Origin of the sequence: Klebsiella aerogenes (assembly GCA_029027985.1) — a bacterium.
GTDB lineage: Bacteria > Pseudomonadota > Gammaproteobacteria > Enterobacterales > Enterobacteriaceae > Klebsiella > Klebsiella aerogenes_A.
The window spans coordinates 3,592,865-3,618,094 of sequence record CP119076.1 but is presented as its reverse complement, the minus strand read 5'-3'; the positions used below and the strand labels follow the sequence as shown (position 1 = coordinate 3,618,094).

Below are 25,230 nucleotides of genomic sequence, written 5' to 3'. Positions count from 1 at the left end.
AATCAATTGATTAAGCCGTGGCGTTAAATTATCGACATCCTTTTTAGGGTATAAATGAAAAAATGCTAAAAGCTATCGTTCTAAAGAACGAGAACGGACCTGTCGATATAAGGACTTTTAATCCCTAATGAAAAATAACGGATGATGTTAATAAGTTTTGTTTATGTTTTAACGCAATCACGTTATCAGAGAATAGGGCTGTTTTTAAATGCTTTAAATAACAATGCATTGATGAAAATTTTGTAATCGATATCACATTGTTAATATGTTAATGATTGTGTTACTTAAATGTGAAATGTATGCTTCATCTAACCAGGGTAATCCGCGTGTAACGCACCAGCACCTCGACGGGGGGAAATATCATGTCTGCTTTATTAAAAGCCAGTCGTAATGATGCGATAATAGCCCGTTGTTTACAGACTATTTCACAGTTAATTCCACTGTCTTCAGCGGTGTTTTATCGAGTAAATAATCGTTTAAAACCCGAAAACTATATATTGCATAATATTTCGGATAATACCCACCAACAATATCTGGACAGCTTCCAGCCGTTGGATCCGCATCTGCCATCGCACTTCAGTCACCAGAGTACCACCATGGCGGCGATGACGCCGCGGCTCTGTGACCGCAACCGGCATTACTATCATGAGTTTATGTTGCCGAATAATGTGCGCGACATGACTGAAATCTTTATTCGCCGCGAACGACGGATTATTGCTGGTATCTCGCTGATGCGCGATGTGCCTTTTTCCAGCGAAGAACGCCTGCGGGCGCAGGCGGTACTGCCGCTGGTGGAACTGGCGATCCGCGACTTCCTGCAAGAAGAGGATGAGTTACCCGCTATTCTGACGGCGAAAGAGCGTGAAATCGTCGGCATGGTGCGTGAAGGCGCCAGCAATAAGCTGATTGCCCGCCAACTGGATATTTCGTTATCGACGGTGAAAACCCACCTGCGCAACATTTTCGCTAAGACTGAAGTCGTCAATCGTACAGAACTCGTTTCCCGAACCTGGATGCCTGCTGCTCAGCGTACGCTGCATCTGTAATCTGACTATCGCATCCCGCGCGCGCCGTGGCAGCACGGCGTTTTCCTGATGCCTGTAGGTATCACTCCCTGGAAAACCTTCCGGGGGGAGGCTTTTTGACTGGAGCACGCCCTACGATGTCGAGTACCCCTCTTACTGATAATACGCTTTCCCGGCCTGCGGGGCTGGTGATGTCGCTGCGTTTACTGGCGGCGATTGTCATTTTTGCCGCCATCGCGCCGGGAATTTTAATGACCGCGCCAGCGGTGGCGGCGCAGCTGGCCAGCGAATGGCAGCTAAAACCGGGACAAATCGGCTGGCTGTTTTCGGCGGAACTCGGCGCGATGAGCCTGGCGACGCTCCCGGCATGGTGGTGGATGAGCCGCCTCGACTGGCGACGGGTTGCCCTCGCGGCGGGCGTGGTATTTCTGGCCGCCAACCTCGCTTCGGCGGCAGTGACCCAGTATGAGTCGCTGTTGGTGGTGCGTTTTATCGCCTCACTGGCGGGCGGCACGTTGATGATCCTGTGCATCAGTTGCGCGGCGGGGACGCCGAATCCATCGCGGGTCTACGCCTTTTGGGTGCTGGGACAGTTGCTGTTGGGGATGCTCGGCTTGCTGGTGTTGCCCGGTCTGTTCGTGATCTTCGGCCTGAAGGTGGTCTATCTGATCCTCGCCGCCATCATGCTTTGCTGTTTACCTCTGATATCCGCCTTCCCGCCGCGTTTTCAACCGCTGTCGTCCTCCCGCCGTCAGCCATCAGCGGCATCGTGGCGTAAGACACTGGCGGTGTTGGCGGTACTGACTTTCTACATAAGCCTCAGCGCAGTGTGGACTTTTATCGGCACCATTGGCAGCGCGGCGGGACTGAGCCCGCCGCACGTCGGTATGGTGCTGGCGGTGGCGACGGTGTTCGGCATTATCGGCGCGGGCGGGGCGGCGCTGCGCGGGACTCAACGCCCGGACCGGCTGGTGGTGTGGCTGGGCTATGCGTTGCTGATTGCCAGCGTCCTGTTGCTGACCGGCCATCCGCTGCTGGTGCGCTACGCCATCGCGGCGCTGTTGTTTAAGTTTACCTGGACCTTCGTGCTGCCCTTTATTCTTGCCCGCGTGGCCGGGCTTGATAACAACGGCCGGTTGATGAACAGCATTAATCTGGTGATCGGCGGCGGGATGGCGGCCGGTCCGGCGTTAGCGGGCGCTTTACTGCAGCATTTCTCCAGCGCCGATCCGCTGCTGGCGGCGGCAGGCGCCTGCGCGCTGTTATCACTGATTTTGATTGCGGCGGCGTCGTCCGCCGGGAAAGGTTTAGCCAACGGGAGGATAGAGTGAAAAGAAAAACCGGTTTCTTCTTTGATGAACGTTGTTTCTGGCACAGTACCGGCCTGCATGCGGTGACGCTACCGGTTGGCGGTTGGGTTCAGCCGCCCGCTGGCGGCGGCCATGCAGAATCGCCGGAGACCAAGCGGCGGATGAAAAACCTGATGGACGTCTCCGGGCTGACGCCGCAATTGGAACTACGCAGCGCAGCGGCGGCGAGCCTGGAAGACTTGCGGCGGATCCACCCCGATAGCTATCTGGAGCGCTTTAAGGCAATCAGCGATAACGGCGGCGGCCTGCTCGGCAAAGAAGCGCCGCTGGGGCCAGGGAGCTATGAAATTGCCTGTCTTTCCGCCGGGCTGGCCTGCGCCGCCGTGGAAGCGGTGTTTAAGGGCGAGCTGGATAACGCCTACTCGCTGTCGCGCCCGCCGGGACACCACTGCCTGCCGGACCAGTCGATGGGCTTTTGTTTCCTTGCCAATATCCCGATTGCCATCGAGCGGGCGCAAGCGCAGCTCGGCCTCGGCAAAGTGGCGATTATTGATTGGGACGTCCACCACGGTAACGGCACGCAGCATATTTACCTGCAGCGTGATGATGTGTTGACCATCTCGTTGCATCAGGACGGCTGCTTCCCGCCGGGTTATTCCGGCGAGGCGGACCGCGGCGTTGGCGCGGGAGAAGGCTACAACATCAATATTCCTCTGCTGGCCGGAGCGGGCGACGACAGCTGGCGCTATGCGCTGGAAACCATCGTCATTCCGGCGCTGACGCGTTTTGAGCCGGAGCTGATTATTATCGCCTGTGGCTATGACGCCAACGCCATGGACCCGCTGGCGCGGATGCAGCTGCATAGCGATAGCTTCCGTGCGATGACCGAACAGGTCCAGCAGGCGGCGGAAAGGCTGTGCGGCGGGAAACTGGTAATGGTGCACGAAGGCGGCTACGCCGAGTCCTATGTGCCGTTCTGCGGCCTGGCGGTGATGGAAACGCTGAGCGGGGTGCGCACCGAGGTTCAGGATCCGCTGCTGGAATTTATTCAACAGCAACAGCCACGTGCCGCGTTCGCACAGTTCCAGCGCCAGGCTATCGATCAACTGGCGCAGCAGTTTGGATTAAAATAACCACCTGAACCCCGCTTTTATCTGTAAAGTCCCATAACGGGACTTTTTCTTTACTTAGTCCCGCTTTGGGACTAATCTCTGTCCATGAAGATAATCTCAGTGAAAGTACTCAGGGATTTCTGGGCGGAGAATCCCGATGCGGAACAACCGCTAAAGGCTTGGGTGGACGAAGCGACAAAGGCTAACTGGAAAACCCCGGCGGAGATAAAGGACCAATATCGCAGCGCAAGTATATTGAAAAGTAAGCGGGTGGTATTCAACATAAAGGGAAATGATTATCGATTAATTGTAGCTGTTGCTTATTTGCGGGGATGGATGTTCGTTAAGTTTATCGGGACGCATAAGGAATATGACGCGATAGACGCTGAGACGATAGAGAGGAAGTAAGTGATGAATATTAAACCTATCCGCACGGAACAAGATTATGAAGCCGCACTACGGGCGGTTGAACCTTTGTTCGATAATGAGCCCGCGCCGGATACTCCGGAGGGCGATTTTTTTGAAGTGATGTGCCTGCTCATTGAAGAGTATGAGAAAAGGCACTATCCCATTGAACCACCGACGCCCATTGAGGCCATAAAATTTCGCATGGAGCAGCAAGGGCTGACCGTAAAAGATCTGGAACCGGCGATTGGTAAATCTAATCGTGTTTATGAAATACTGAACGGCACGCGTAACCTGACGCTCCCGATGATCCGTCGCCTGCACGCTCAGTTCGGCATCCCGCTGGAGAGCCTGATCGGCGCGTGATAGCGCGGCCATTACGGCTCACTTCTTCTGCATTTCATGCATCCACTGACTTATCGCCTGATGGATCATCGCCAGCACGCTCAGCAGCAGCATCCGCTGCTGCGCTTCGAGCTTCAGATAACGGCGCAGCGGCGGCATTTTACAGACCACTTCGCTGGCGGCCCAGGGTTCAATGCAGCAGCGCCAGCCATCGTCGCCGAGCGTCAGCGAAAAGCGGCGGTAGTCCAGCTCGCTTAAGGTCTGTTGAAGATTAGGAAACCCGTTGAGATAACCGGCGAGTTCAGCGCTACTTTTGTTGCCAATAAAACGGATCGGCTGGCGCTTTAGCCAGCCGGATTGGTGGGCGCGGATCTTGCCGCGAGCAGGCCGGGTAACCGGCCCCTCGACGACAAATTCGCAGCTGTGAATGCTGGCCATAAACAGCCGCTTCTGGCGCACGCTGAAGGTGACGGCGGTGGCGTCGTTAAGCCTCAGCGCCGCGCTGCGTTCGCTCAGTTTCTCGCTGCGCCAGCCGGCTAAGTCGCGCTGGACCGCATTCATTAATGGCGTTTCAAACCAGGGGACGGAGGGCATCAGGCGTCATCTCCCCGCGAGTCTGTTTTTCATAGTTGCCGATGGCGCGATCGACTACCTCTTCTACCGGCAGCGGCTTGAACGGATTGACGCGCTGTACGCATACCGTCCAGAACAGGGCGTAGGCGGCGGTCAGCCCGAGCATTACCCCGAACGGCACCAGCACCTCGCGGCTGTCCATCCCCGGCGGCGTGATATTCACAATAGCGATAATAATCCCGACGCTGGAGACAATCTGCGGCAGCGGGAACCACGGCGAGCGGTAGGCGCGCGGCAGGTCCGGGCGGCGAATTCGCAGCATCACCACCGACAGGGTGACCAGCAGATAAGCGACGCCCCAGGCGCAGACCGCCGCGAGGATCAGCGGTACGATGCGATCCAGATCGCCGTTGAGATACCAGGCGTGCAGGCAGGGGATTGCCACGCCGATGGCGATGGCGATCACCGGCGTTTTAAAACGCGGATGCAACCAGGTGAGGAAGCGTGGCAGCGCGCCGTCCAGCGCCATGCCGTAGATGATGCGCGGCACGGCGGCCATCAAGGTATTAATGGTTGCGCAGCCTGCCAGCAGTAGTCCGACCCCCAGCCAGTACTGACCGGCGTGACCCATTACCCGCTCGGCGAAGGCCGGGATAGCCATCGGCGTATCCAGCAAATGCACGTTGTTCGCCGCATCGATCACCACGTTTTCGACCTGGCGGTTAATCGCCGCGCCGTAGATAAACATACAGCTGGCGACGCCGAACAGGCCGAGCGCCATCGCGCGCGGAATGGTGCGGTGCGCCTTTTTGATTTCCGGCGCCATCGGCGTGACCAACTCGCAGCCGACGAACATAAACATCGCCATGCCGATATAGCCGAACAGGCCGGAGATATCGCTGACGTTTAGCGGCGTGCCGAACCAGCCGGAAAGGTGGGTCACCGGCGCCATAAAAATACCGCACAGGCCGAAAATGGTCAGCGTCGTCCACATGCCGAAGGTGAGGACCACTTCGACCTTGCCGAAGATTTCCACGCCGATGGCGTTCAGCAGGCCGAAAATCACCACCATGCCGACACCGACCATCCAGGTGTTCTGATGAGAGGCCATCTGCGCGTTGATCGATTCGAAGTTCACCAGCGCCATAATCCCGGCGAGGATGGTCTCCGCCGTCCCGGCGAAGATATGCACGATCAGGTAGGCACACAGCGCGCCGGTAATGGCGAAGAAGCGCCCCATACCGCAGGAGATGTAATCGTAGACCGAACCGGTCGTGGGGATAAGCGTTGCTGCTTCGGCGAAGGTGGTGACCTGCGCCTGCATCATAATAAACGCCAGCAGCACCGCCAGCGCGAAGGTGTCGCCGCCCATGCCGAAGCCGCTGGTGACCGTCAGGATCACCGGGCTTGCCATGATAAGCCCGACGGAGCTGGCGAGGGTAGTCGGAAAGCCGACGACGCCGCGCTCAAGATGGCTGGCGAGTCTGTTACTAAACATAGTCAACCTCTGCACAATGTAGGGGAGGGCAGGGAATAGCCAGCGCCACTCCCGGATAGTCATAATTTAGGCGGGCATCCGGCTCAACGAATATCGTCCTGAAGATGGATAGCGGTGGCTGATTCTGTGACGCAGTCCATGATTGTGACGGCGAGTAAACAAGATGGCCCCGGAAACCGGGGCCATCTATCTTGCCACGTTGCACGTATTTCTGCCGGGCGGCGGCCTACGGTCCGTGCCATTTGTTACCCCGTAGCCCTGCTAAGCGCAGCGCCGCCGGGCATTGCCAGCGATCGCCGCGGGATCGACCATCGCGTTAGCGCGTTTCGACGTTTGCCAGGTAGTGTTTGACGAAGCGCGGAGTGAGGATTTTCCATTCCACTTCGGTACCCTGTTTGACAAACCAACTGTCGCCCGGCGCAAAGCGCTGCGGCTTGCCGCCAGCGACGGTCAGCTCCACTTCGCCTTCCAGCACGGTGGCGTGTTCGGTAAACGGATAAGTCATGGTAAAGCTCCCCTGAGTGGACGAAAACAGTCCGCAGGTGAATGCATCCTGCGGCTCGCCGTAGATCATCGCGCCCGCGACCTGCGGATCGCCAGCGGTTGGCGTGGCGCCCAGCAAACTCACGCTACCGATGGGCTGCAGTTCAGGTACCGGTTGTTCGAGTTTAAAAGCGTGCATAACGTTCTCCTGATTAACTCCGGCCTTTCCAGAAACCGGCGGTTTGGTGCATAAGTTTTCCAGCGGTGACCAGCAGCAGGCGCAGGCTGTCACGGCCGTGGATGGTCGCGTGGGGGATACCGCTCATCAGACGATAGCGGTCGGAACCGCCGTTAATCCCTTCGGCGAGGATTTTGCACACGATGTGCGATGGGGTAACGCCGAAGCCGGAGTACCCCTGGACGTAAAAGACGTTGTCGTGATCGCGTAAGGTGCCGATCTGCGGGAACAGGTTGGCGCTACAGGCCATCGGCCCGCCCCAGGCGAAATCGATTTTCACATCCTTCAGATACGGGAAGACTTCCGCCAGCAGCGTACGGTTCCAGGCGGCGAAATCGTTCGGCGTATATTCCAGGAAGCGGGTGGCGCTACCAAACAACAGGCGGTTTTCGCGGGTGACGCGGTAGTAGTTAATGACCGGGCGAATGTCGCTGAAGGCGCCGCGCAGCGGGCTAATGCGCTCGATCAGCTCGTCGGAAAGCGGTTCGGTCGAGACCTGATAGGAGTAGGTGACCAACGTTTTGTTGTAGATCTCCGGCTCCATATTGTTGAGGAAGCTGTCGCAGGCCCACAGCAATTTGGCGGCCTTGACGCTGCCCATTGCGGTGCGTACCCGAACCTGTTTGCCGTAATTCACCTCCACCACCGGCGAAGATTCGAAAATCTTGACCCCCAGCGAGTGGGCGGCCTTTGCCGAACCAAGCAACATATTCAGCGAGTGGATCTGCCCGCCGCCCATATGTTTCAGCGCGCCGCAGTAGACGTCGGAACCGACGACCTGCTGTACCTCTTTACCGGTATACAGTTCGATATCTTCATCCGGGGTGGCGGCCTTAAACTCTTTTTCCCACTGGCGCAGCGTTTTTAGCTGTCGCTGGTTATAGGCAAGGTAGCCGTAACCGGGCACGAAATCGGCATCAATGTTGTATTTGCGGATACGTTCGCGAATGATGCCCGCGCCCAGGTTAGAGATTTTAAACAGTGTCTCCAGCCCCTCTTTACCGACGTGCTTTTTCACCGCTTCAATATCGTGACCGATCCCGGCCATGACCTGGCCGCCGTTGCGCCCGGTACCGCCGTAACCGAGGTGGCGCGCTTCCAGCACCACTACGTTGGTAATGCCCTGTTCCGCCAGCTCCAGCGCGGTGTTAATGCCGGAGAAGCCGCCGCCGATAATCACCACGTCGGCTTCAATATCTTCCCGCAGCGCCGGGAAATGAAGGTGGTATTTCTTCGTCGCACCGTAGTAGTTCAGCGCATCGATTTTAATGTTCATCGCGTTACCTTGTCGTCTTGCCTGGCTCAAGGCGCTCATCACAGCACGCCGCGCGGGCGGTGAATATCGTCCGGAAGAATGACGTTCTTTAGAACGATGGGCGGCGGAGAACCGCCGTGCTGTGATGGGTTAACTTTGCTGAAAAACGGGTGCCGACGATGAGCGATGTAACCTTACTGGCGGAAGTGACCGCCTTCTTACGCCAGCCGCACGGGCAGTTTATTGCCGGTGAGCGAGAGGTGGGCCGCGGCGCGCTGTTCGCGGTGATTAACCCGGCGACCGGGCAGGCGATTGCTGAAGTCACGGCGGCGGATGTCAGCCAGGCGGATCGCGCCATGGAGAGCGCCAGTCAGGCATTTAGTCAGTGGCGTGATATGCCGACGCTGGCGCGCGGGGCGTTGCTGCTGAAGCTGGCCGACATGCTAGCGGCGCATCGCGAAGAGCTGGCGCAGCTGGAGAGCCTCTGTTCCGGTAAGACTATTATGCTGGCACGGATGCTGGAGCTGGATCAGTCGGTGGCGTTTCTGCGCTACTTCGCCGGGTGGGCGGGGAAGGTGACCGGCGAAACGCTGGATGTGTCGCTGCCGTCGATGGCCGGGGAGAAATACACCGCCTTTACCCGCCGTCAGCCGCTGGGCGTGGTGGTGGGCATCGTGCCGTGGAACTTCTCGATTATGATCGCCATCTGGAAGCTGGCGGCGGCGTTGGTTTGCGGCTGCACCATCGTGCTGAAACCGAGTGAATATACGCCGCTGACGCTGCTGCGCGTGGCGGAGCTGGCGAAAGCCGCCGGTATCCCGGATGGGGTGATTAACGTGGTCAACGGGGCCGGCGGCGAGATAGCCCAGCGTCTGATAACCCACCCCGATTGCGCCAAAGTCAGTTTTACCGGCTCGGTGGCGACCGGTGAGAAAGTGCGGCAATCGGCTGGCGTCGCGGGTAAACGGGTGACTCTTGAACTCGGCGGGAAAAATGCCGCGCTGTTCCTCGACGATCTGTCGCCGGAGGCGATGGTCAACGGCATTATTGAAGCCGGATATCTGAACCAGGGGCAGATTTGCGCCGCGGCAGAATGTTTTTATCTGCCGCAGGGGAAACTGGATGTGGTGCTGGAGCTGCTCAAGGCGAAGCTTAGCGCCTTTGCGCCGGGTTCGCCGCTGGATGAACAGACCCTGATGGGGCCGTTGGCCAACCGCCAGCAGCATGAGAAAGTGCTGAAGCTTATCCAGACTGCGCGCGAAGAGGGCGACACCATCGTCTGCGGCGGCGAAGCGCTCCCCGGCGAGGGTTATTTCCTGCAACCGACGGCGGTAAAAGTACGTAGCGAAAATAGCACGTTAATGCGTGAAGAGACTTTCGGCCCGTTGTGCAGCTTTATCGGCTACCACAGCGAAGACTCGGCGCTGTCGAGCATCAACGCGTCGCCGTATGGCCTGTCGGCCAGCGTCTGGTCCGATAACATTCGCAAAGCGCTGCGTTTCTCTGACGCCATTGAGGCCGGGATCGTGTGGGTTAACATGCACACGTTCCTCGACCCGGCGGTGCCGTTTGGCGGCATGAAAGGTTCGGGCATGGGCCGTGAATTCGGCAGTGCTTTTATTGATGATTATACGGAACTTAAATCAGTGATGCTACGCTATTAAATAAAAAAAGTACTCTGTTGTGGCTAATTATAATTAATTAGTCAGATGTAAGACTTGATGGTTATTATTATCTAATCCACCTCCAGGCCGCTAAATAATAATTTAGTGGCCTTTTTGTTTACCTCGGATATGTGTGCAAGCTAATGGTCATAAAACTTGTACAATAATATCCAGATTAAAGTTTGCCGCCAATTAAATTTGCGATTACCAATATGCACCAATAAATCATCTATCTAATGGATGACTGGCTTTTTATTGTTTGGATTATTGTTAACTAAAAATTACCAGAGAGTTTTTAATTAACATTTAATTAATTATTTTGGAGGTCATGTTGACTGCGCCATTAAAAGAGATCGTTATTGTCGGCGGCGGCGCCGGCGGACTGGAGTTGGCTACTCAGTTGGGACATAAATTAGGTCGTCGCCGGAAAGCGAAAATCACCCTCGTCGATCGCAGCCACAGTCATCTGTGGAAACCGCTGCTGCATGAAGTGGCCACCGGTTCGCTGGATGAAGGCGTGGATGCGCTGAGCTTCCTGGCGCACGCCAGCAAACACCACTTTTCCTTCCAGAACGGTTCGGTAATGGATATCGATCGGCAGAATAAAACCATTACCCTCGCCGCGCGGCGGGACGAGCAGGGCCAGATACTGGCGCCGGAACGCAAACTGAGTTGGGATACGCTGGTGATGGCGCTAGGCAGTACCTCTAATGACTTCAATACGCCGGGCGTTAAAGAGCATTGCATTTTTCTCGATAGCGCCGAGCAGGCGAAAGTATTTCATCAGAAAATGCTTAATCAATTTCTGCGTTATTCTGCGCACCCGGAAAGCACTGGCAAAGTCAATATTGCGATTGTCGGCGGCGGTGCGACCGGCGTTGAGTTATCTGCCGAATTGCATAATGCGGTGAAAGAGTTACGCAGCTATGGCTATAACGATCTGAGCAATGAAGTATTAAACGTCAGCCTGATTGAAGCGGGCGACGGTATTTTGCCCGCGCTACCACAACGTATATCCAGCGCGGTACACGATAAGCTGAGCAAGCTTGGCGTTAATGTGATGACCAACACGATGATCACCGGCGTCGAGGAAAATGGACTACATACCAAAGACGGCCAGTTTATTGCGGCGAATTTAATGGTCTGGGCGGCGGGCATCAAAGCGCCGGATTTCATGAAGGAGATTGCCGGGCTGGAGACCAACCGCATCAATCAACTGGTGGTGGAACCGACGCTGCAAACGACGCGTGATGCTGATATTTTCGCCTTTGGCGACTGCGCGGCGTGCCCGCGTCCGGAAGGCGGCTTTATTCCACCACGCGGCCAGGCGGCCCATCAAATGGCGCTGTTTACCGCTGAGAATATTATCGCCCGGATGAAGGGGCATAAGCTGAAAGCGTTCTCTTATCGCGATCGCGGCTCGCTGGTTTCGCTGTCCAGTTATACCACCTTCGGCAGTATTATGGGGCACCTGCCGATCGGCCCGATGATGGTGGAAGGGCGCCTGGCGCGGATGGTTTATGATTCGCTGTATCGAATGCACCAGGTGACGCTGCACGGTTATTTCAAAACCGGTCTGATGATGCTGTCCGGGGGGATTAACCGTATTATTCGCCCACGCCTGAAATTGCATTAAGCGTGCTAAGCCGCTCTTCGCAAGAAGCGTGCGGCTTAGCCTCCTGTCTCCCGGATAAGGCGTAATGCGCCGCTATCCGGGTGTGTATCGATCCCGCAGCTCCTTTCTTCCCCTATCAATCCGCCATTCCACGTTAAAAAATCAGCAGATTATCTTTTTTGCCCGCCGGGGCTTGTTTGACATCTGATAATGCGTATAGTTCTCATTCTCTTTTTTGTTAGCAGACTAAGCTGGGATCGATCTGCGTCAGTGAGTCGTTCACAAGGAACAGCGAAGGCGTAGGGTGGCGCAAAGACAGCAGGCCGGAAACACACAATATCGGCCGCTGCGCGACCATCGGGTCATTGTTTTTTTATAGGGTTGTTCCAATGAAATACACTCTTCCAGCGTTGGCGCTGGCCATCAGCGCGACGTTAGGCGGCTGCGCGACCCACCATTCCGCTGCCGTTGCGCAACCGGTTGTTAACTCTCCTGCGCCGAACGTGGCGCAACCGCTGCAGCGCCAGCTAGCGGAAGGGTTGTACGAGATGGCGCTAAGCCCGCAGGGCGATGCGCTGTACGTCGCCAGTGCCGAAGGCTTTAAAGATGTGCAGGGCGGGGCGGTCTACAAACTGGATCCGCAAACCCTCAACACCATCGGCCTGACGCATACCGATCTGAAAAACTTCGCTTTACAGCTCTCTGCAGATGGTAAAACGCTATACGTCAGCAATTCGCTCGACGGCGGCATCAGCGCTATCGACACCGCCACCGGCAAGGTAAAAAACCGCCTGCTGTTCAGCGAGCGCAATGAAAAAGGGCTCCCTTATGGGGCGCGTCAGCTGCTGTTGCTGAATAATACCCTCTACGTTGGCGCGGTCGCCGACCCGGCGCAAATCTGGGTTGTTGACGCCACCACCCTTAAGCTGAAAACGCGGATTAAAAACACCGGTAAATGGATGACCGGCCTGCACTACTCTGCACAAACCGGGCGCGTGTACGCCGCCAACGGCAGCGGTGAAATTCTGGTGATCAACCCGCGTAACCAACGCATTGAACAGCGCTGGAAGCCGCTGGGCGACAAGCCAGCGCTGCTGCTTAATATGGCCGAAGATAGCGACACCGGCCGTCTGTTCGTGACCGACAACTCGAAAGCGAAAACCACCCTGGTGCTGGATATCCACAGCGGTAAATTGCTTAAACAGCTTGACGTCGGCGATTCGCTGGCGGTGCTGTTCAATGGGAAACGCCACGAAATTTATATTTCACAGCGTGAATCCGGCAAGGTCATCAGCCTTGACGCCAGCCGCTACACGCTGAAGAAAAGCTGGGCGCTGCCAGCTAATCCCAACAGCCTGCTGCTTTCCGTCGATGGTCAGACGCTGTTTGTCACCGTCAAACAGCCCTTCAATAAAGACCACTCCACTAAAGGCCCGGACAGCGTCGTACGCATCGACCTGAACGCGCAATAAAAATAACTGGCCCGGCGACGGGCCCTTTGATCCATTTATCCTCATCCATGGGGCAAATTATGCACACCACGCGTTATTCATCCTTCCCGCTACGTAAAACGCTACTGGCTTTAGCCATCGGCGCCGCCAGTCAAACGGCGATGGCCGCGGACGCTGCCGCCACGAAGCAGCCTGGCGAAGAGACCATCATCGTCGAGGCTAGCGAAAACGGCGATTTTAAATCCGGCGGCGACCTGGTGGTTCCGGCATTTCTCGACGGCCAGATCGCCCACGGCGGCCGTCTGGGGATGCTTGGCGAACAAAAAGCGATGGACGTTCCGTTTAACGTCATCGGCTATACCTCGAAGTTGATTCAGGACCAGCAGGCGAAAACTATCGCCGATGTTGTCAGCAACGACGCTGGCGTGCAGGCCGTACAGGGCTACGGCAACTTCGCCGAGACCTATCGAATCCGCGGGTTTAAGCTCGATGGCGATGACATGACCATGGGCGGCCTGGCGGGCGTAGTGCCGCGTCAGGTGATGGACACCCAGATGCTGGAGCGCGTTGAAATTTTCAAAGGGGCTAACAGCCTGCTTAACGGCGCGGCCAGCAGCGGCGTCGGCGGGATGATTAACCTCGAGCCGAAGCGGGCGGAAGATCTGCCGACCGCACGCGTTGGCGTCGACTATACCTCTGATTCCCAGGTCGGCGGTACCCTCGACCTGGGACGCCGTTTCGGCGATAACAACCAGTTCGGCGCCCGGGTCAACCTGGTGCATCGCGAGGGCGAAGGTGCTATCGATAACGATAAACGCCGTACCACGCTGGCTTCGCTGGGGCTTGATTACCGTGGCGATCGTTTCCGCTCCTCGCTCGATTTCGGCTATCAGAAGAAAACGTTCCACGGCGGTACGATGGGCGTCAATATCAGCGGTGTGGATTTCGTCCCGGCGCTGCCGGACAACAGCAAAAACTACAGCCAGAAGTGGGGCTATAGCGATATCGAAAGCGAGTTCGGCATGGCGAAGGCGGAATATGATCTGACCGATAGCTGGACAGTATACAGCGCCCTCGGCGGCCAGCATTCGCATGAAATCGGCACCTACAGCGCGCCGAAGCTGCTCAATAAAAACGGCGATGCGACGGTTGGCCGCCTTGATACTAACCGCATCATCGACGCGATCAGCGGCATGGGCGGGGTGCGCGGCGATTTCAATACCGGCGCGATTTCGCATAAGGTGAATCTCGGCTATGCGGCGCAGGTGCATACCGATGCGACCGCCTGGCGGATGTCGGCGAAAAATCCGACCACCAATATCTATGACAACCACGATGTGGCAATGCCGGATAACGCCTATTTTGGCGGCAACTACCACGATCCGCTGGTCACCTCGCGCAGCCGTACGCAGGGCTGGCTGCTGAGCGATACCCTCGGCTTCTTTAACGATAAAGTGCTGTTTACCGCCGCTGCTCGTCATCAGAAGGTGGTCGTGCGCAACTACAGCAACGCCACCGGGCTGGAAGATACTTCGTCGCGTTATACCCAAAGCCGCTGGATGCCGACGTTTGGCCTGGTGTACAAACCGTGGGAGCAGCTGTCGCTGTATGCTAACCATACCGAAGCGCTGCAGCCGGGCTCTGTGGCGCCGACTACAGCGGCCAATGCCGGGCAGAGTACCGGGATCGCGCACTCGAAGCAGGACGAAGTGGGCGTCAAGATCGACTACGGTACGATCGGCGGATCGCTGGCGCTGTTTGAAATCAAAAAACCGAACGCCATTTCCGATACCGCTCGCAATTACGGCCTCGACGGCGAGCAGCGTAACCGCGGCGTAGAGATGAACGTCTTCGGCGAGCCGATGCTGGGGCTGCGTCTTAACGCCAGTACTGTGTGGCTGGATGCCAAACAGACTAAAACCGCTCAAGGCGCAACCGACGGTAAAGATGCCATCGGGGTGGCTAACTTCTATGCGGTGCTCGGCGCCGAGTATGATATCAAACCGGTGGAAGGCCTAACCGCGACCGCGCGTGTCAATCATAGCGGCTCGCAGTATGCCGATGCGGCCAACACCAAAAAGCTGGATAGCTACACCACCCTGGATTTAGGCCTGCGCTATCGTATGCGTCTGAACGCCGACCAGAACGAAATGACCTGGCGCGTTGGGGTGACCAACGTGACTAACGAGAAGTACTGGTCCGGCATTGACGATACCGGTACCTATCTGTTTGAAGGCGATCCGCGTACCGTTCGTGTCTCAATGAGCTACGACTTCTAACGCTAAAAAGGCGGGGCGGGCGGTTGACGCCTGCCCCGTGCAACTTGCGACAATCCCCCCTAAGTGATAAAAGGTGCCCCTTCACAAAAACACACAGGGGAACGACGTGAAAGACGCGTCAACGTCGTCGGATGCCGTAGAAGAGAGCGGACCGACGCTGCACCGCGGTTTACAAAACCGACATATTCAACTTATCGCCCTTGGCGGCGCGATTGGGACCGGCCTGTTTCTCGGCATTGGTCCCGCAATCCAGATGGCCGGCCCGGCGGTACTACTTGGCTACGCCGTTGCCGGTATTGTCGCTTTTCTGATTATGCGCCAGCTTGGCGAGATGGTGGTGGAAGAGCCGGTATCCGGCTCCTTTGCCCACTTTGCCTATAAATACTGGGGCCCGTTCGCTGGTTTTCTTTCCGGCTGGAACTACTGGGTGATGTTCGTGCTGGTGGGGATGGCGGAACTGACCGCCGCCGGGATTTACATGCAGTACTGGCTCCCCGACGTACCGACCTGGGTCTGGGCGGCAGCCTTCTTTATCATTATTAATGCCGTCAACCTGGTTAACGTGCGCCTGTATGGCGAAGCGGAGTTCTGGTTCGCGCTGATTAAAGTGCTGGCGATTATCGGTATGATTGCCTTTGGCCTGTGGATGCTGTTTGGCGGCCACGGCGGCAGCAAGGCTGGATTCGACAACCTGTGGAAACACGGCGGATTCCTCGCCACCGGTTGGCACGGCCTGGTGCTGTCGCTGGCGGTCATTATGTTCTCCTTCGGCGGGCTGGAGCTTATCGGCATTACCGCCGCGGAAGCGCAAAACCCGGAAAAGAGCATCCCGAAAGCGGTTAACCAGGTGGTTTACCGTATCCTGCTGTTTTATATCGGCTCGCTGGTGGTTCTGCTGGCGCTTTATCCGTGGGTGGAAATTAAATCCGATAGCAGCCCATTTGTGATGATTTTCCATAATCTTGACAGTAACGTGGTGGCTTCCGCGCTGAATTTCGTCATTCTGGTGGCCTCGCTGTCGGTCTACAACAGCGGCGTCTATTCCAACAGCCGGATGCTGTTTGGCCTGTCGGTTCAGGGTAATGCGCCGAAGTTTCTCGCCCGCGTCAGCAAACGCGGCGTGCCGGTGAATTCGCTGCTGCTGTCCGGCATCATCACCTCGCTAGTGGTGGTGTTGAACTATCTGCTGCCGCATGAGGCGCTGGGGTTGCTGATGGCGCTGGTGGTGGCGACTCTGCTGCTGAACTGGATTATGATCTGCATGGCGCACCTGAAATTCCGCGCCGCACAGCGTCGTAAAGGTCGCGAGCCGAAGTTCAAAGCGCTGCTGGCGCCGGCCAGCAACTACTTCTGCATCGCTTTTCTGGCCTTGATTCTGGTGCTGATGTGCACCATTGACGGGATGCGGCTGTCGGCGGTACTGCTGCCGGTATGGATCCTGTTCCTGTTTGCCGCCTTTAAATTGCTGCGCCGCCCGGCGTAATGCTTATCGCCCCGCTCACCGGCGGGGCGACATTTCACTATTTTATGCCCTGATAGCCGTCCAGATAGGCGCCAGCCAGTTCATTGCCGAACAGGCGGGCATCTTTGGCTTCCATGGTCTCGCTCCAGCGATCGTTGGCATTGCCGTTGAAGGCGTGCTTTGATTCAGTCCCTTCCAGGATCTGCTGTTTGATGGCGTCGGCGACGCGCCGCGCGTCGGCTTCGCTCAACCCTTTTTTCCGATCCGCCTCTCCGCGGGCATAAATATCGCGGAAGGTCGGCAGGTTAATTTGATAGTTCTGCTGACGATTAACGGTAAAGTTGCCGCCGACGAAATCGGAACGGTGAGCGACGAAGCTATAAGCATGGCGTTCAGGTGAGGATTTTGTTGAGGTACAACCGGAAAGTAAGGTTAAAGCGCAGCCCAGCGCGAGAAAAGTCGTTATTAATTTCATGATGTAGTGCGTCCTTTAGCGATTATCCATGATGGCGAAAAGATCATCGCGCCAAAAACCGCGGACAGCTAGCCCTGAGAAATGATAGTGACGTTCGGAGGGGAAGGGCTGGCGCCCGAAACAATGCGCCAGCCTGGAAGCTAGGACGAGAGTGCGCCCGACAGCGAACGGATATCGTTGCCGGTTGGCGTCTGGTGAATACGCAGACCGAACTCATCAACCACCGCAAAAATATGGTCGAAGATATCCGCCTGGATGCCTTCATACTCCGCCCACACCACGGTATTGGTGAAGCAGTAGATCTCAATCGGCAAACCGTTGGTGTCCGGTGCCAGCTGGCGCACCATCATGGTCATATCCTTACGCAGCCGCGGATGGTTACGCAGATACTCCTGCAGATAGGCGCGGAAGGTACCGATATTGGTCATTTTGCGCAGGTTGAGTACCGAAGGTTCGTTCGCATACTGCTGGTTCCACTCGTTAATTTCCTGATGGCGCGAGTCCATATACGGCTTCAGCAATTTAGCCTGAATCAGGCGCTGCTGCTCCTGCTCATCAAGAAAATGGATGCTGGTGGTATCGATATTCAGGCTGCGCTTAATGCGACGGCCGCCTGAGGCCGACATGCCGCTCCAGTTTTTAAATGAATCCGAGACCAGCGACCAGGTAGGGATCGTGGTAATAGTGTTGTCCCAGTTGCGTACTTTCACCGTTGTCAGCCCGATATCGATCACCGCGCCGTCGGCGCCGTATTTCGGCATCTCCAGCCAGTCGCCGAGCTTCAGCATGTCGTTGGCGGAAAGCTGAATACCGGCCACCAGACCAAGAATTGGGTCTTTAAACACCAGCATCAGTACGGCGGCCATCGCGCCAAGACCGCTGATCAGAATCGCCGGCGACTGGCCTATCAGCAGCGAAATAATCAGGATGCCGATAATAATCGCGGTGACCAGCTTAATGCCCTGGAAGATGCCCTTTAGCGGCAGTTGCGAAGCGGTAGGGAATTTTTGCGCCAGATTGAAAATAACGTCCAGCAGCGAGAAGAAGGACAGCATGGCGTAAATCATCACCCACAGCTGGGCGCAGGTGGTTAAGATTTCCGCCGCTTCGCTGCCTTTTTGCAGCCACAGCACTGCCTGCACGTTGACGATAATCCCTTGCAGGGTGAAGGCCAGACGGTGGAAGAGTTTATTTTGCGTGATGATCTGCAGCCATAAATGGCTACTGGCCTGTGCCCGTTTTTCGAAGGTTCGTAGCACCACTTTGTGCAGAATCAGGTGAACGACAATCGCCGTCAGAAAAATAATGCCAAAGATGATGATGAGCGAGGTAGTGGGGGTGATTTTGATGCCTAATGCGGCGATTTGCGATATTAATTCCTGCATAACGTCTCCTGTACATCCAGCGGTTATGATGACCGCTGGATGACTATTATGCAAATTAGAGGTTACATGGTTGTGAATCAGGACGCCGTCGCCGCGGGTTGTAGATTCAGATGATGGCGCAGCCAGAGGGCGATGGCGCCCAGTAACAGCATCATCGCCACCTCGACCAGCAGGAAGACAATCAGCGCCTGCGAATAGTTGCCGCCGCCGCGCTGGGCCAGGGTTAAGAACAGCGAACCGAGAATCGCCGGTCCCAGCCCCAGCGTGGCCTGCTGCAGGGTACTGAGGATAGCGCTGCCGGCTCCGGCATCGCAGGCGCTAATATCCCGCATCCCGATACGATAGAAGCTATTGACGATCAGCGCCTGACCATAGCCGATAAGCGTGGTGGCAGGCACCATCGCCAGCGTCGTGGTCTGTACGCCAAGATGATAAAACGTGGCGCTCAGCAGCAGCAGGCCGCTTATCTGCACAGCCAGACCGATCAGCAAAATACGCCCCATACTGTAGCGGGCAATAAGCTTCGGCGCGTACAGTGCGGAGATAAAATAGGCCACGCCGAGGGCGATAAAACTATTGCCGGACTGCCACGGCGCCATGCCAAGCCCCGCCTGCATGGTCAGCGCCATACAGAACATAAAGCCGGACCAGGCGCTGAAAAACAGCAGGGCGATAGCCATGCCGAAGCGAATGCTGGCGAGCTTCAGTAAGCGCGGTGGCAGGAGCGGTTGCTCGCCGCGCTGCTGTTTGCGCAGCGCGCTCAGACCCATCCAGGCTAGCAGCGGCAACACGGCGAGCAGCAGCAGTCGCAGCGACCACGGCCAGTGCAGTTCCGGCCCCAGCGCCATCGGAAATAGCAAGCAGCAGAGGATCAGCGCCAGGCTGAAGGTACCCTGCCAGTCGATGCTGGAGTGGCTTTCGCGGCGCGTTTCCGGTACGTAGCGGCGGCTGAAGGCCAGTACCAACAGGCAGATAGGCACGTTGATAAAGAAGGCGTTGCGCCAGCCGAGTCCGGCGATGTCGGCGGAGACCAGCCAACCGCCGCCCATCTGGCCGACGATAAAGGCGATGCCGCCGATACCGCCATACAGGCTGATCGCCCGGGCGTGGGCGGTGCCTTTCAGGGTGACGTGCAGGGTGGCGAGGATCTGCGGCACGATCAGCGCTGCACCCGCACCCTGTAGCGTTCGTGCGGCGAGCAGGGTGTTAATCGAGTTGGCCATCCCGCACAGCAGCGAGGCGATGCCGAACACCGCCACACCCCACAAGAACAGGCGGCGGCGACCGTAGTTATCGCCAAGCTTGCTGCCCATCGCCAGACAGACGGCGAAGGCCACGCCATACAGCGCGACGATAAGCTCCAGTTGGGTAGCGCTGGCGTTGAGGGAGTGGGTTATTGAATCCAGCGCCACGTTGGTGATTGACGTATCGATTAACGGCAGCATCTGGCCGGTCAGTAACAGCAATAAACCGGCGCGGCCGGGTGAAACAGCAGACGAATTCATCGGATCTCTCCATTGCGTCATTCAGCGGATGGTCGTAGCATCACCGATTAATTAAACGGGTACCAGTTCCTGTCTATACTGGTATTGGTACTACCATGCTGGAGAAAATATGACGGTGATGCTGCAACGCGAAGCGCTAACCCTCGCGCCCGATGATAACCGCAAACAGTTGGGGGCGTTTTTGCGCGCCCGCCGTGAAAGCCTTGACCCACAGCGTCTTGGCTTGCCGCGTGTCGGACGGCGCCGGACGCCGGGTCTACGCCGCGAGGAAGTGGCGATGCTGGCGGATGTCGGCGTCACCTGGTACACCTGGCTTGAGCAGGGGCGGGAAGTGAATCCGTCAGCGGCGGTATTGAACGGCGTGGCCAGCGCGCTCCAGTGTAGCCCGCTGGAGACCCGGCATCTGTTCGTGCTGGCTGGGTTAACGCCGCCGGAGAATACGCAGGCCACGGTCTGCGAGGGGATCAGCCCCGGCGCCCGGCGTATGCTCGATAGCCTGGCGCCGCAGCCCGCCAGTATTCAGAAAGCGAATTTTGATATCGTCGCCTGGAACGATAGCTTTTGCCGTCTGATGGGCGTCGATTTTGCCGCCATGGCGGAAGAAGACCGCAACTGCATCTATCTTTATCTCACCTGTGAGGCCTGGCGCAGCCGTATTGAAAATCGCGACGTGCTGCCGACTTTCGTCTCCTATTTCCGTGCGGCGATGGCGGAGCATCGCGGCTCGCCGCAGTGGGAAGACAAGCTAGCGCGCTTTTTCGCCGCTTCAGCGGAGTTCGAGGCATTGTGGCACCAACGCTACGAAGTCCGCGGCGTCGAGAATCAGGTGAAAAACTTTAACCATCCTCAACTCGGGCGCTTTAGTTTACAGCAGATGTACTGGTACTCCGCGCCGCGCAACGGTTCGCGACTGCTGGTCTATTTACCGCTGGATGAAGCCGGAGAACAGGCGCTGGCCTGGCTGGACAAACAGGGCTAAGCCCTCAACGCGACAAGGAACGCCTATGAACGTCACCCGTAAACAGCAGCGTATTATTCAACGCGCTATCGACCACTGGCAGCAGGAGGGGGCGTTGAGCAGTCTCGACGGACAGCGCCTGTCGGACTCGCTGCGTATCCGCGCTTTCGACTGGCAGCGCCTGAGCCGCTACGCTTTCTGGACGGCGATTGCCTGCGTACTGATTGCGCTGGGCAGCCTGTTCGCTGATGCCGAACTGATTGAGGCGATAATCAATCTGTTCAGCGACTCCGCCGTCGCGCGGATTATCCTGCCGACGCTGCTGGCGATAGCTTTCTATTTTTGGGGATTCCGCCGTCAACGGCGCGAGTCGCAGTGGCACTACAGTACTGAGGCGATTTTATTCCTCGGCGTGGTCTGTACCGCCATCGCTTTATGGCAGTTGGGAGACCGACTGGATGATGGCAGCGGTCACGTGGCGCCGCTGATCCTGATCGGCTGCGCGATTTACGGCGTGATTGGCTATGTCGCCCGTTCCGGGCTGGTGTGGCTGTTCTTCCTGCTGGCGCTGGGTAACTGGTTTGGCGCGGAAACCGGTTATATGTCGGGGTGGGGGGCTTACTGGTTGGGTATGAGCTTCCCAATTCGCTTCGTGCTGTTCGGCGGCGCGCTGCTGGCGTTGTGTTTCACGCTGCAGACGCTGTTACGTCAACGGCAGCTGTTTACCGTCAGCAAGGCGATGGGGCTGACATATCTGTTTGTCGCCCTGTGGATCCTGTCGATTTTCGGCAATTATGATACCGATGGCTGGTACGGCGTGAGCCAGGCGCGGTTGTTGCCGTGGGCCTTGCTGTTTGCCGTGGCAGCGGTTGTCTGTATTTATATCAGCCTGAAAACCGATGACGGCATGCTGCGCGGTTTTGGCCTGACTTTCCTGGCCATTAACCTCTACACCCGCTTTTTCGAGTTCTTCTGGTATAGCCTGCACAAGGTCGTATTCTTCTTGATCCTTGCCGCCTCGCTGGCGATGATTGGCCGCTACGCCGAGCGGATCTGGCACGCCGGCGAGGGGGAGAAAAAGTAACCCTCCCCGGTGACTGGCTACCAACTGAGTGCCGGACCGTAGCCCGGATAAGGCGCAAGGCGCCGCCATCCGGGGAGGGCGGCGCGCGGAGATTAGATCTCGGTGATGGTGGTGGACTGCGGCAGGCGCGATTTTGGCAGAGCGGCGTTGAAGTCTTCCACGCTGTGGTGGCCGACCGGGACCACCACGAGGCTGGTGTAACCCTGCGCCTGCAGACCGAATTCTTCATCAAGGATGGCGAAATCGACGCCTTCAATCGGCACGGCATCCAGACCCATCGCCGCGACGCCGAGCAGGAAGTTGCCCACGTTCAGGTAAACCTGTTTCGCCATCCACTGATCGTCATCCTTCAGCTCTTTACGGTGCATATCGGCAAAGAAGGTACGGCCCTTGTGGTTACCGGCTTTTGCTTCCGGGGTGGCGAAACGGCCATCGGCATCTTCCTGATTGACCACTTTTTCCAGCCAGGCATCGTCCATCGCGGTTTTTGCACAGAAGACGACAACATGGGAAGCGTCGAGGATTTTACGCTCGTTGAACACGTAGGTGCCGCTGGCCGCTTTCGCGATGCGGGCTTTCCCTTCATCCGTGCTGGCGACGATAAAGTGCCACGGTTGGGAATTGGTGCTCGACGGGCTGTACTGCAGCAGCGTTTTCAGGTTTTCCGCCTGTTCTGTCGTCAGCTTTTTCGCCGGATCAAAGGCCTTAGTGGAATAACGTTTTAAGGCAACTGAGATGATATCCATGACTCTTCCTCACAATTTTCAGCCCCTTACGGGCACATTTCGTGGGAGGAAGAGTACAGCGATGCGCGGGAAATGATAAGGGTGAAAAATGCGATAACACTTATCGCATTTTAGTGAAAATCAGCCGGGGCGCAGTCGGCGCTGATCTTTTTTCGCCAGCTTGTTGACCACCTCATTCCAGGAGTCATCAATAAGCTCAGCCAGCAAATCCGCGCTGATATCGTCGCCTGGCACCACGGTGATCCAGTGTTTTTTATTCATGTGGTAACCAGGCTCAATGCTGCGATAAATTTCCTGATTAAGCAGCGATTTTTGCGGATCGGCCTTCAGGTTCACCATCGCCCGCCCGCGAATGGTCATGGTCAGCATAAAAATACGCCCGCCCACCTTAAATACGTCGTACTCCGGGCCGAATGGCCAACAGTGCTCGGTGAAAGGATAGGTCAGCGCAATACGGCACGCGTGACGATGCAGGGCGACGCTATCCATCAAGCGATATCCTCGTGGAGGGCGTTCCACATGGCTTCAAAACCCAGTGCGATCAGGTCGCGGGCGCGCTGCGGATCGTGGCTGGCGAACTCGATAGTGGTCTCGGCCAGCGACAGGAACAGGGCGTCGCCGAAAGCGCGGTAGGCATCGCTAAGGAAAATCTGCTTCACCGATAGCTGACACATCTCATTAAGCTCCGGAAAGCTCTCTTTCACCCGAGCGCGGGTCTCCTCGGTAATACGCTCGCTCAGCGACATACGGCGAATGGCACGGTGTTCAATAGGGTTGCGTACTCCCCAATCGATATAGCTGTTCCAGATATTGCGCGCGTTCTCTTTTGGGCGCCTTTCGTCAGGATTCAGCCCGTCGATCATGGTTTGTACTAAGCGCAGTTTGATAGCGAGGTACAGTTCGTTAAGCAACTCATCCTTGGTGGCGAAATAGCGAAACAGCGTCCCCTCGGCAACCCCTGCGCTGCGGGCTATCGCCGACGTTGAAGCGGCAATGCCGGACTGGGCGAAAGCGGCCGTGGCGGCTTCCAGTAACGCTTGCTTTTTATCTTCACTCTTAGGACGAGCCACTACATTTTACCTCGCTGAAAGTTAAACGCCGATCTAACCATGCCGGACCGCGCGACTGCAACGGCGGATGTCAAAAATTGAAAATAGTCTTGACGATTTTCTACTCCTTCCTAATAATGAGTGCTTACTCACTCATAATCAAGTTATATCATAAAGCCTCCGGGACGGGGCTTTTGTCTGGTCAGGATATGAACAGTGTCACCTTTAGCGTGGTCGCCATTATGTTATTAGCAGCAACAACGACATTACCGTTTGTCCTTAATGCCGGTTTTGGCAAAGCGCCGCAGGGGGCGCAGTTGAGCCTCGTCGAACAGTCGCCGAACTACCGCGACGGCCAGTTCCACAACCAGCTGCCGACGCCGGGATTTACCGGGCAGAAAAATATGCTGGCCGCGTGGTGGGACTTTCTGGTGACCAAACGGGAAAATGCCCGTCCGCAGCAGCCGCTGCCGCTGGTGAACACCGATCTTGCCAGCCTGCCGATTGGCCAGGACGCGATGGTGTGGCTGGGCCATTCCTCGTGGTATCTGCAACTGGCGGGTAAACGCATCCTGATCGACCCGGTGTTCAGCGACTACGCGGCGCCGTTCTCTTTCATCAATAAAGCTTTTCCGGGCGACTATCCGTGGAGCGCGCAGCGGATGCCGGAGATCGATGTGCTGATCATCTCCCACGATCACTACGACCATCTCGACTACGCCACCATCAAAGCGCTGATGCCGAAAATCAAATGTGTGGTGACGCCGTTGGGCGTGGGTTCGCACCTGCGCTACTGGGGAATGGACGCTGCGCTTATCGATGAAGTGGACTGGAATCAGACGGTAAAAATTAGCGATGAGTTGACCATACACGCGCTGCCCGCCCGCCATTTCTCCGGCCGCGGGCTGAAACGCAACCAGACGCTGTGGGCCAGCTTTATGTTCGTCACCCCGCAGCAAAAGATTTACTACAGCGGCGATAGCGGTTACGGCCCGCACTTTAAGGCGATTGGCGACCAGTTCGGCGCTATCGATCTGGCGATCATGGAAAACGGTCAGTATGACCAGGACTGGAAGTACATCCACATGATGCCGAATGAAACGGCGCAGGCCGCTGATGATTTACGCGCCCGGTCGGTATTACCGGGGCACGCCGGACGCTTTGTGCTGGCAAAACACAGCTGGGACGATCCGTACCAGCGGCTGGCGGCAGCCAGTGAAGGGCGGGAGTGGCGTTTACTGACGCCAATGCTGGGCGAACCGGTGTGGGTCGCTGATAAGACACAGTCATTTAACGCCTGGTGGCGCTAGCCG

General features: G+C 56.9%; 23 protein-coding genes. 13 read left to right on the top strand and 10 right to left on the bottom strand.

Annotation, left to right across the window (positions count from 1 at the left end):
* The first annotated feature begins 362 nt into the window (after nt 1–362).
* The 5 genes from PYR66_17200 (at nt 363) to PYR66_17180 (ending at nt 4,218) form a co-directional block, all read left to right on the top strand.
* Nucleotides 363–1,046, top strand: a complete 684-nt coding sequence (locus PYR66_17200; protein WEF27022.1) for a helix-turn-helix transcriptional regulator — start codon at nt 363–365, stop codon at nt 1,044–1,046.
* A 116-nt stretch (nt 1,047–1,162) separates the two neighbouring features.
* On the top strand, nt 1,163–2,356 hold the full coding sequence (locus PYR66_17195) for an MFS transporter (GenBank protein WEF27021.1): 1,194 nt from the start codon (nt 1,163–1,165) through the stop codon (nt 2,354–2,356).
* A complete protein-coding gene (locus PYR66_17190; GenBank protein ID WEF27020.1) occupies nt 2,353–3,468 on the top strand; it encodes a class II histone deacetylase in 1,116 nt (371 codons plus the stop codon). Before PYR66_17195 ends, PYR66_17190 begins: the two co-directional genes overlap by 4 nt.
* A gap of 84 nt (nt 3,469–3,552) precedes the next feature.
* Entirely contained in the window at nt 3,553–3,855 is a 303-nt protein-coding gene (locus tag PYR66_17185; GenBank protein WEF27019.1) for a type II toxin-antitoxin system HigB family toxin, read from the top strand.
* Between the two features lie 3 nt (nt 3,856–3,858).
* Nucleotides 3,859–4,218: a helix-turn-helix domain-containing protein gene (locus PYR66_17180; GenBank protein WEF27018.1), complete on the top strand. Its 360-nt coding sequence runs from the start codon at nt 3,859–3,861 to the stop codon at nt 4,216–4,218.
* An 18-nt stretch (nt 4,219–4,236) separates the two neighbouring features.
* Here PYR66_17180 and PYR66_17175 read toward each other — a convergent pair whose 3' ends face one another.
* The 4 genes from PYR66_17175 to PYR66_17160 form a co-directional block, all read right to left on the bottom strand.
* A complete protein-coding gene (locus tag PYR66_17175; protein WEF27017.1) occupies nt 4,237–4,791 on the bottom strand; it encodes a DUF3156 family protein in 555 nt (184 codons plus the stop codon).
* Nucleotides 4,769–6,268 carry an APC family permease gene (locus tag PYR66_17170; GenBank protein ID WEF27016.1) on the bottom strand — a complete coding sequence of 500 codons (1,500 nt, stop codon included), beginning with the start codon at nt 6,266–6,268 and terminating at the stop codon, nt 4,769–4,771. Before PYR66_17170 ends, PYR66_17175 begins: the two co-directional genes overlap by 23 nt.
* A 316-nt stretch (nt 6,269–6,584) precedes the next feature.
* Nucleotides 6,585–6,950: a cupin domain-containing protein gene (locus PYR66_17165; GenBank protein ID WEF27015.1), complete on the bottom strand. Its 366-nt coding sequence runs from the start codon at nt 6,948–6,950 to the stop codon at nt 6,585–6,587.
* 13 nt (nt 6,951–6,963) lie between these two features.
* The gene (locus tag PYR66_17160; GenBank protein WEF27014.1) at nt 6,964–8,265 is read right to left on the bottom strand and encodes an FAD-binding oxidoreductase; all 1,302 of its coding nucleotides are present in this window, start codon (nt 8,263–8,265) and stop codon (nt 6,964–6,966) included.
* A 158-nt stretch (nt 8,266–8,423) separates the two neighbouring features.
* Here PYR66_17160 and PYR66_17155 point away from each other — a divergent pair, with 158 nt between their 5' ends.
* The 5 genes from PYR66_17155 to pheP all read left to right on the top strand — a co-directional run bounded on the left by PYR66_17155 (nt 8,424) and on the right by pheP (nt 16,736).
* Nucleotides 8,424–9,908, top strand: coding sequence for an aldehyde dehydrogenase family protein (locus PYR66_17155; protein ID WEF27013.1), 1,485 nt, complete (start codon nt 8,424–8,426; stop codon nt 9,906–9,908).
* A 331-nt stretch (nt 9,909–10,239) separates the two neighbouring features.
* The gene (locus PYR66_17150) at nt 10,240–11,544 is read left to right on the top strand and encodes an NAD(P)/FAD-dependent oxidoreductase (protein ID WEF30486.1); all 1,305 of its coding nucleotides are present in this window, start codon (nt 10,240–10,242) and stop codon (nt 11,542–11,544) included.
* A gap of 368 nt (nt 11,545–11,912) precedes the next feature.
* On the top strand, nt 11,913–12,995 hold the full coding sequence (locus PYR66_17145) for a YncE family protein (protein ID WEF27012.1): 1,083 nt from the start codon (nt 11,913–11,915) through the stop codon (nt 12,993–12,995).
* Between the two features lie 59 nt (nt 12,996–13,054).
* Nucleotides 13,055–15,253: a TonB-dependent siderophore receptor gene (locus PYR66_17140; GenBank protein ID WEF27011.1), complete on the top strand. Its 2,199-nt coding sequence runs from the start codon at nt 13,055–13,057 to the stop codon at nt 15,251–15,253.
* Between the two features lie 106 nt (nt 15,254–15,359).
* Nucleotides 15,360–16,736, top strand: coding sequence for a phenylalanine transporter (gene pheP / locus PYR66_17135; protein WEF27010.1), 1,377 nt, complete (start codon nt 15,360–15,362; stop codon nt 16,734–16,736).
* A 37-nt stretch (nt 16,737–16,773) separates the two neighbouring features.
* Here the strand turns inward: pheP and PYR66_17130 are convergent, their stop codons facing one another.
* The 3 genes from PYR66_17130 to PYR66_17120 all read right to left on the bottom strand — a co-directional run bounded on the left by PYR66_17130 (nt 16,774) and on the right by PYR66_17120 (nt 20,080).
* Complete coding sequence (locus PYR66_17130) at nt 16,774–17,190, bottom strand: Exc2 family lipoprotein (protein ID WEF27009.1); 417 nt, start codon at nt 17,188–17,190, stop codon at nt 16,774–16,776.
* A 140-nt stretch (nt 17,191–17,330) separates the two neighbouring features.
* Complete coding sequence (locus PYR66_17125) at nt 17,331–18,575, bottom strand: mechanosensitive ion channel family protein (protein ID WEF27008.1); 1,245 nt, start codon at nt 18,573–18,575, stop codon at nt 17,331–17,333.
* 77 nt (nt 18,576–18,652) lie between these two features.
* The gene (locus PYR66_17120; protein WEF27007.1) at nt 18,653–20,080 is read right to left on the bottom strand and encodes an MFS transporter; all 1,428 of its coding nucleotides are present in this window, start codon (nt 20,078–20,080) and stop codon (nt 18,653–18,655) included.
* Nucleotides 20,081–20,189: 109 nt separating this feature from the next.
* On the opposite strand from PYR66_17120, the gene PYR66_17115 reads away from it, so the two are divergent.
* Both PYR66_17115 and PYR66_17110 read left to right on the top strand, forming a co-directional pair.
* Nucleotides 20,190–21,059 (top strand): helix-turn-helix transcriptional regulator, encoded by an 870-nt coding sequence (locus tag PYR66_17115; protein WEF27006.1) that lies wholly within the window; start codon nt 20,190–20,192, stop codon nt 21,057–21,059.
* A gap of 25 nt (nt 21,060–21,084) precedes the next feature.
* Nucleotides 21,085–22,122 carry a DUF2157 domain-containing protein gene (locus tag PYR66_17110; GenBank protein WEF27005.1) on the top strand — a complete coding sequence of 346 codons (1,038 nt, stop codon included), beginning with the start codon at nt 21,085–21,087 and terminating at the stop codon, nt 22,120–22,122.
* Nucleotides 22,123–22,214: 92 nt separating this feature from the next.
* On the opposite strand, the gene nfsB is transcribed toward PYR66_17110, so the two are convergent.
* From nfsB to PYR66_17095, 3 genes are all read right to left on the bottom strand, one after another.
* Nucleotides 22,215–22,868, bottom strand: coding sequence for an oxygen-insensitive NAD(P)H nitroreductase (nfsB, locus tag PYR66_17105; protein WEF27004.1), 654 nt, complete (start codon nt 22,866–22,868; stop codon nt 22,215–22,217).
* Between the two features lie 120 nt (nt 22,869–22,988).
* Complete coding sequence (locus tag PYR66_17100) at nt 22,989–23,357, bottom strand: MmcQ/YjbR family DNA-binding protein (GenBank protein ID WEF27003.1); 369 nt, start codon at nt 23,355–23,357, stop codon at nt 22,989–22,991.
* Nucleotides 23,357–23,938, bottom strand: a complete 582-nt coding sequence (locus tag PYR66_17095) for a TetR/AcrR family transcriptional regulator (protein ID WEF27002.1) — start codon at nt 23,936–23,938, stop codon at nt 23,357–23,359. Before PYR66_17095 ends, PYR66_17100 begins: the two co-directional genes overlap by 1 nt.
* A 173-nt stretch (nt 23,939–24,111) precedes the next feature.
* Between PYR66_17095 and PYR66_17090 the strand changes: the two genes are divergently transcribed.
* The gene (locus PYR66_17090; protein WEF27001.1) at nt 24,112–25,227 is read left to right on the top strand and encodes an MBL fold metallo-hydrolase; all 1,116 of its coding nucleotides are present in this window, start codon (nt 24,112–24,114) and stop codon (nt 25,225–25,227) included.
* Nucleotides 25,228–25,230: the final 3 nt, after the last annotated feature.

Coding starts and splice junctions, on each gene's coding strand:
- PYR66_17155 (WEF27013.1), top strand. CDS start 8,424: ATGAGCGATGTAACCTTACTGGCGGAAGTGACCGCCTTCTTACGCCAG.
- PYR66_17185 (WEF27019.1), top strand. CDS start 3,553: ATGAAGATAATCTCAGTGAAAGTACTCAGGGATTTCTGGGCGGAGAAT.
- PYR66_17120 (WEF27007.1), bottom strand. CDS start 20,080: ATGAATTCGTCTGCTGTTTCACCCGGCCGCGCCGGTTTATTGCTGTTA.
- PYR66_17140 (WEF27011.1), top strand. CDS start 13,055: ATGCACACCACGCGTTATTCATCCTTCCCGCTACGTAAAACGCTACTG.
- PYR66_17100 (WEF27003.1), bottom strand. CDS start 23,357: ATGGATAGCGTCGCCCTGCATCGTCACGCGTGCCGTATTGCGCTGACC.
- PYR66_17115 (WEF27006.1), top strand. CDS start 20,190: ATGACGGTGATGCTGCAACGCGAAGCGCTAACCCTCGCGCCCGATGAT.
- PYR66_17165 (WEF27015.1), bottom strand. CDS start 6,950: ATGCACGCTTTTAAACTCGAACAACCGGTACCTGAACTGCAGCCCATC.
- PYR66_17145 (WEF27012.1), top strand. CDS start 11,913: ATGAAATACACTCTTCCAGCGTTGGCGCTGGCCATCAGCGCGACGTTA.
- PYR66_17110 (WEF27005.1), top strand. CDS start 21,085: ATGAACGTCACCCGTAAACAGCAGCGTATTATTCAACGCGCTATCGAC.
- PYR66_17160 (WEF27014.1), bottom strand. CDS start 8,265: ATGAACATTAAAATCGATGCGCTGAACTACTACGGTGCGACGAAGAAA.
- PYR66_17195 (WEF27021.1), top strand. CDS start 1,163: ATGTCGAGTACCCCTCTTACTGATAATACGCTTTCCCGGCCTGCGGGG.
- PYR66_17170 (WEF27016.1), bottom strand. CDS start 6,268: ATGTTTAGTAACAGACTCGCCAGCCATCTTGAGCGCGGCGTCGTCGGC.
- PYR66_17125 (WEF27008.1), bottom strand. CDS start 18,575: ATGCAGGAATTAATATCGCAAATCGCCGCATTAGGCATCAAAATCACC.
- PYR66_17180 (WEF27018.1), top strand. CDS start 3,859: ATGAATATTAAACCTATCCGCACGGAACAAGATTATGAAGCCGCACTA.
- nfsB (WEF27004.1), bottom strand. CDS start 22,868: ATGGATATCATCTCAGTTGCCTTAAAACGTTATTCCACTAAGGCCTTT.
- PYR66_17200 (WEF27022.1), top strand. CDS start 363: ATGTCTGCTTTATTAAAAGCCAGTCGTAATGATGCGATAATAGCCCGT.
- PYR66_17175 (WEF27017.1), bottom strand. CDS start 4,791: ATGCCCTCCGTCCCCTGGTTTGAAACGCCATTAATGAATGCGGTCCAG.
- PYR66_17130 (WEF27009.1), bottom strand. CDS start 17,190: ATGAAATTAATAACGACTTTTCTCGCGCTGGGCTGCGCTTTAACCTTA.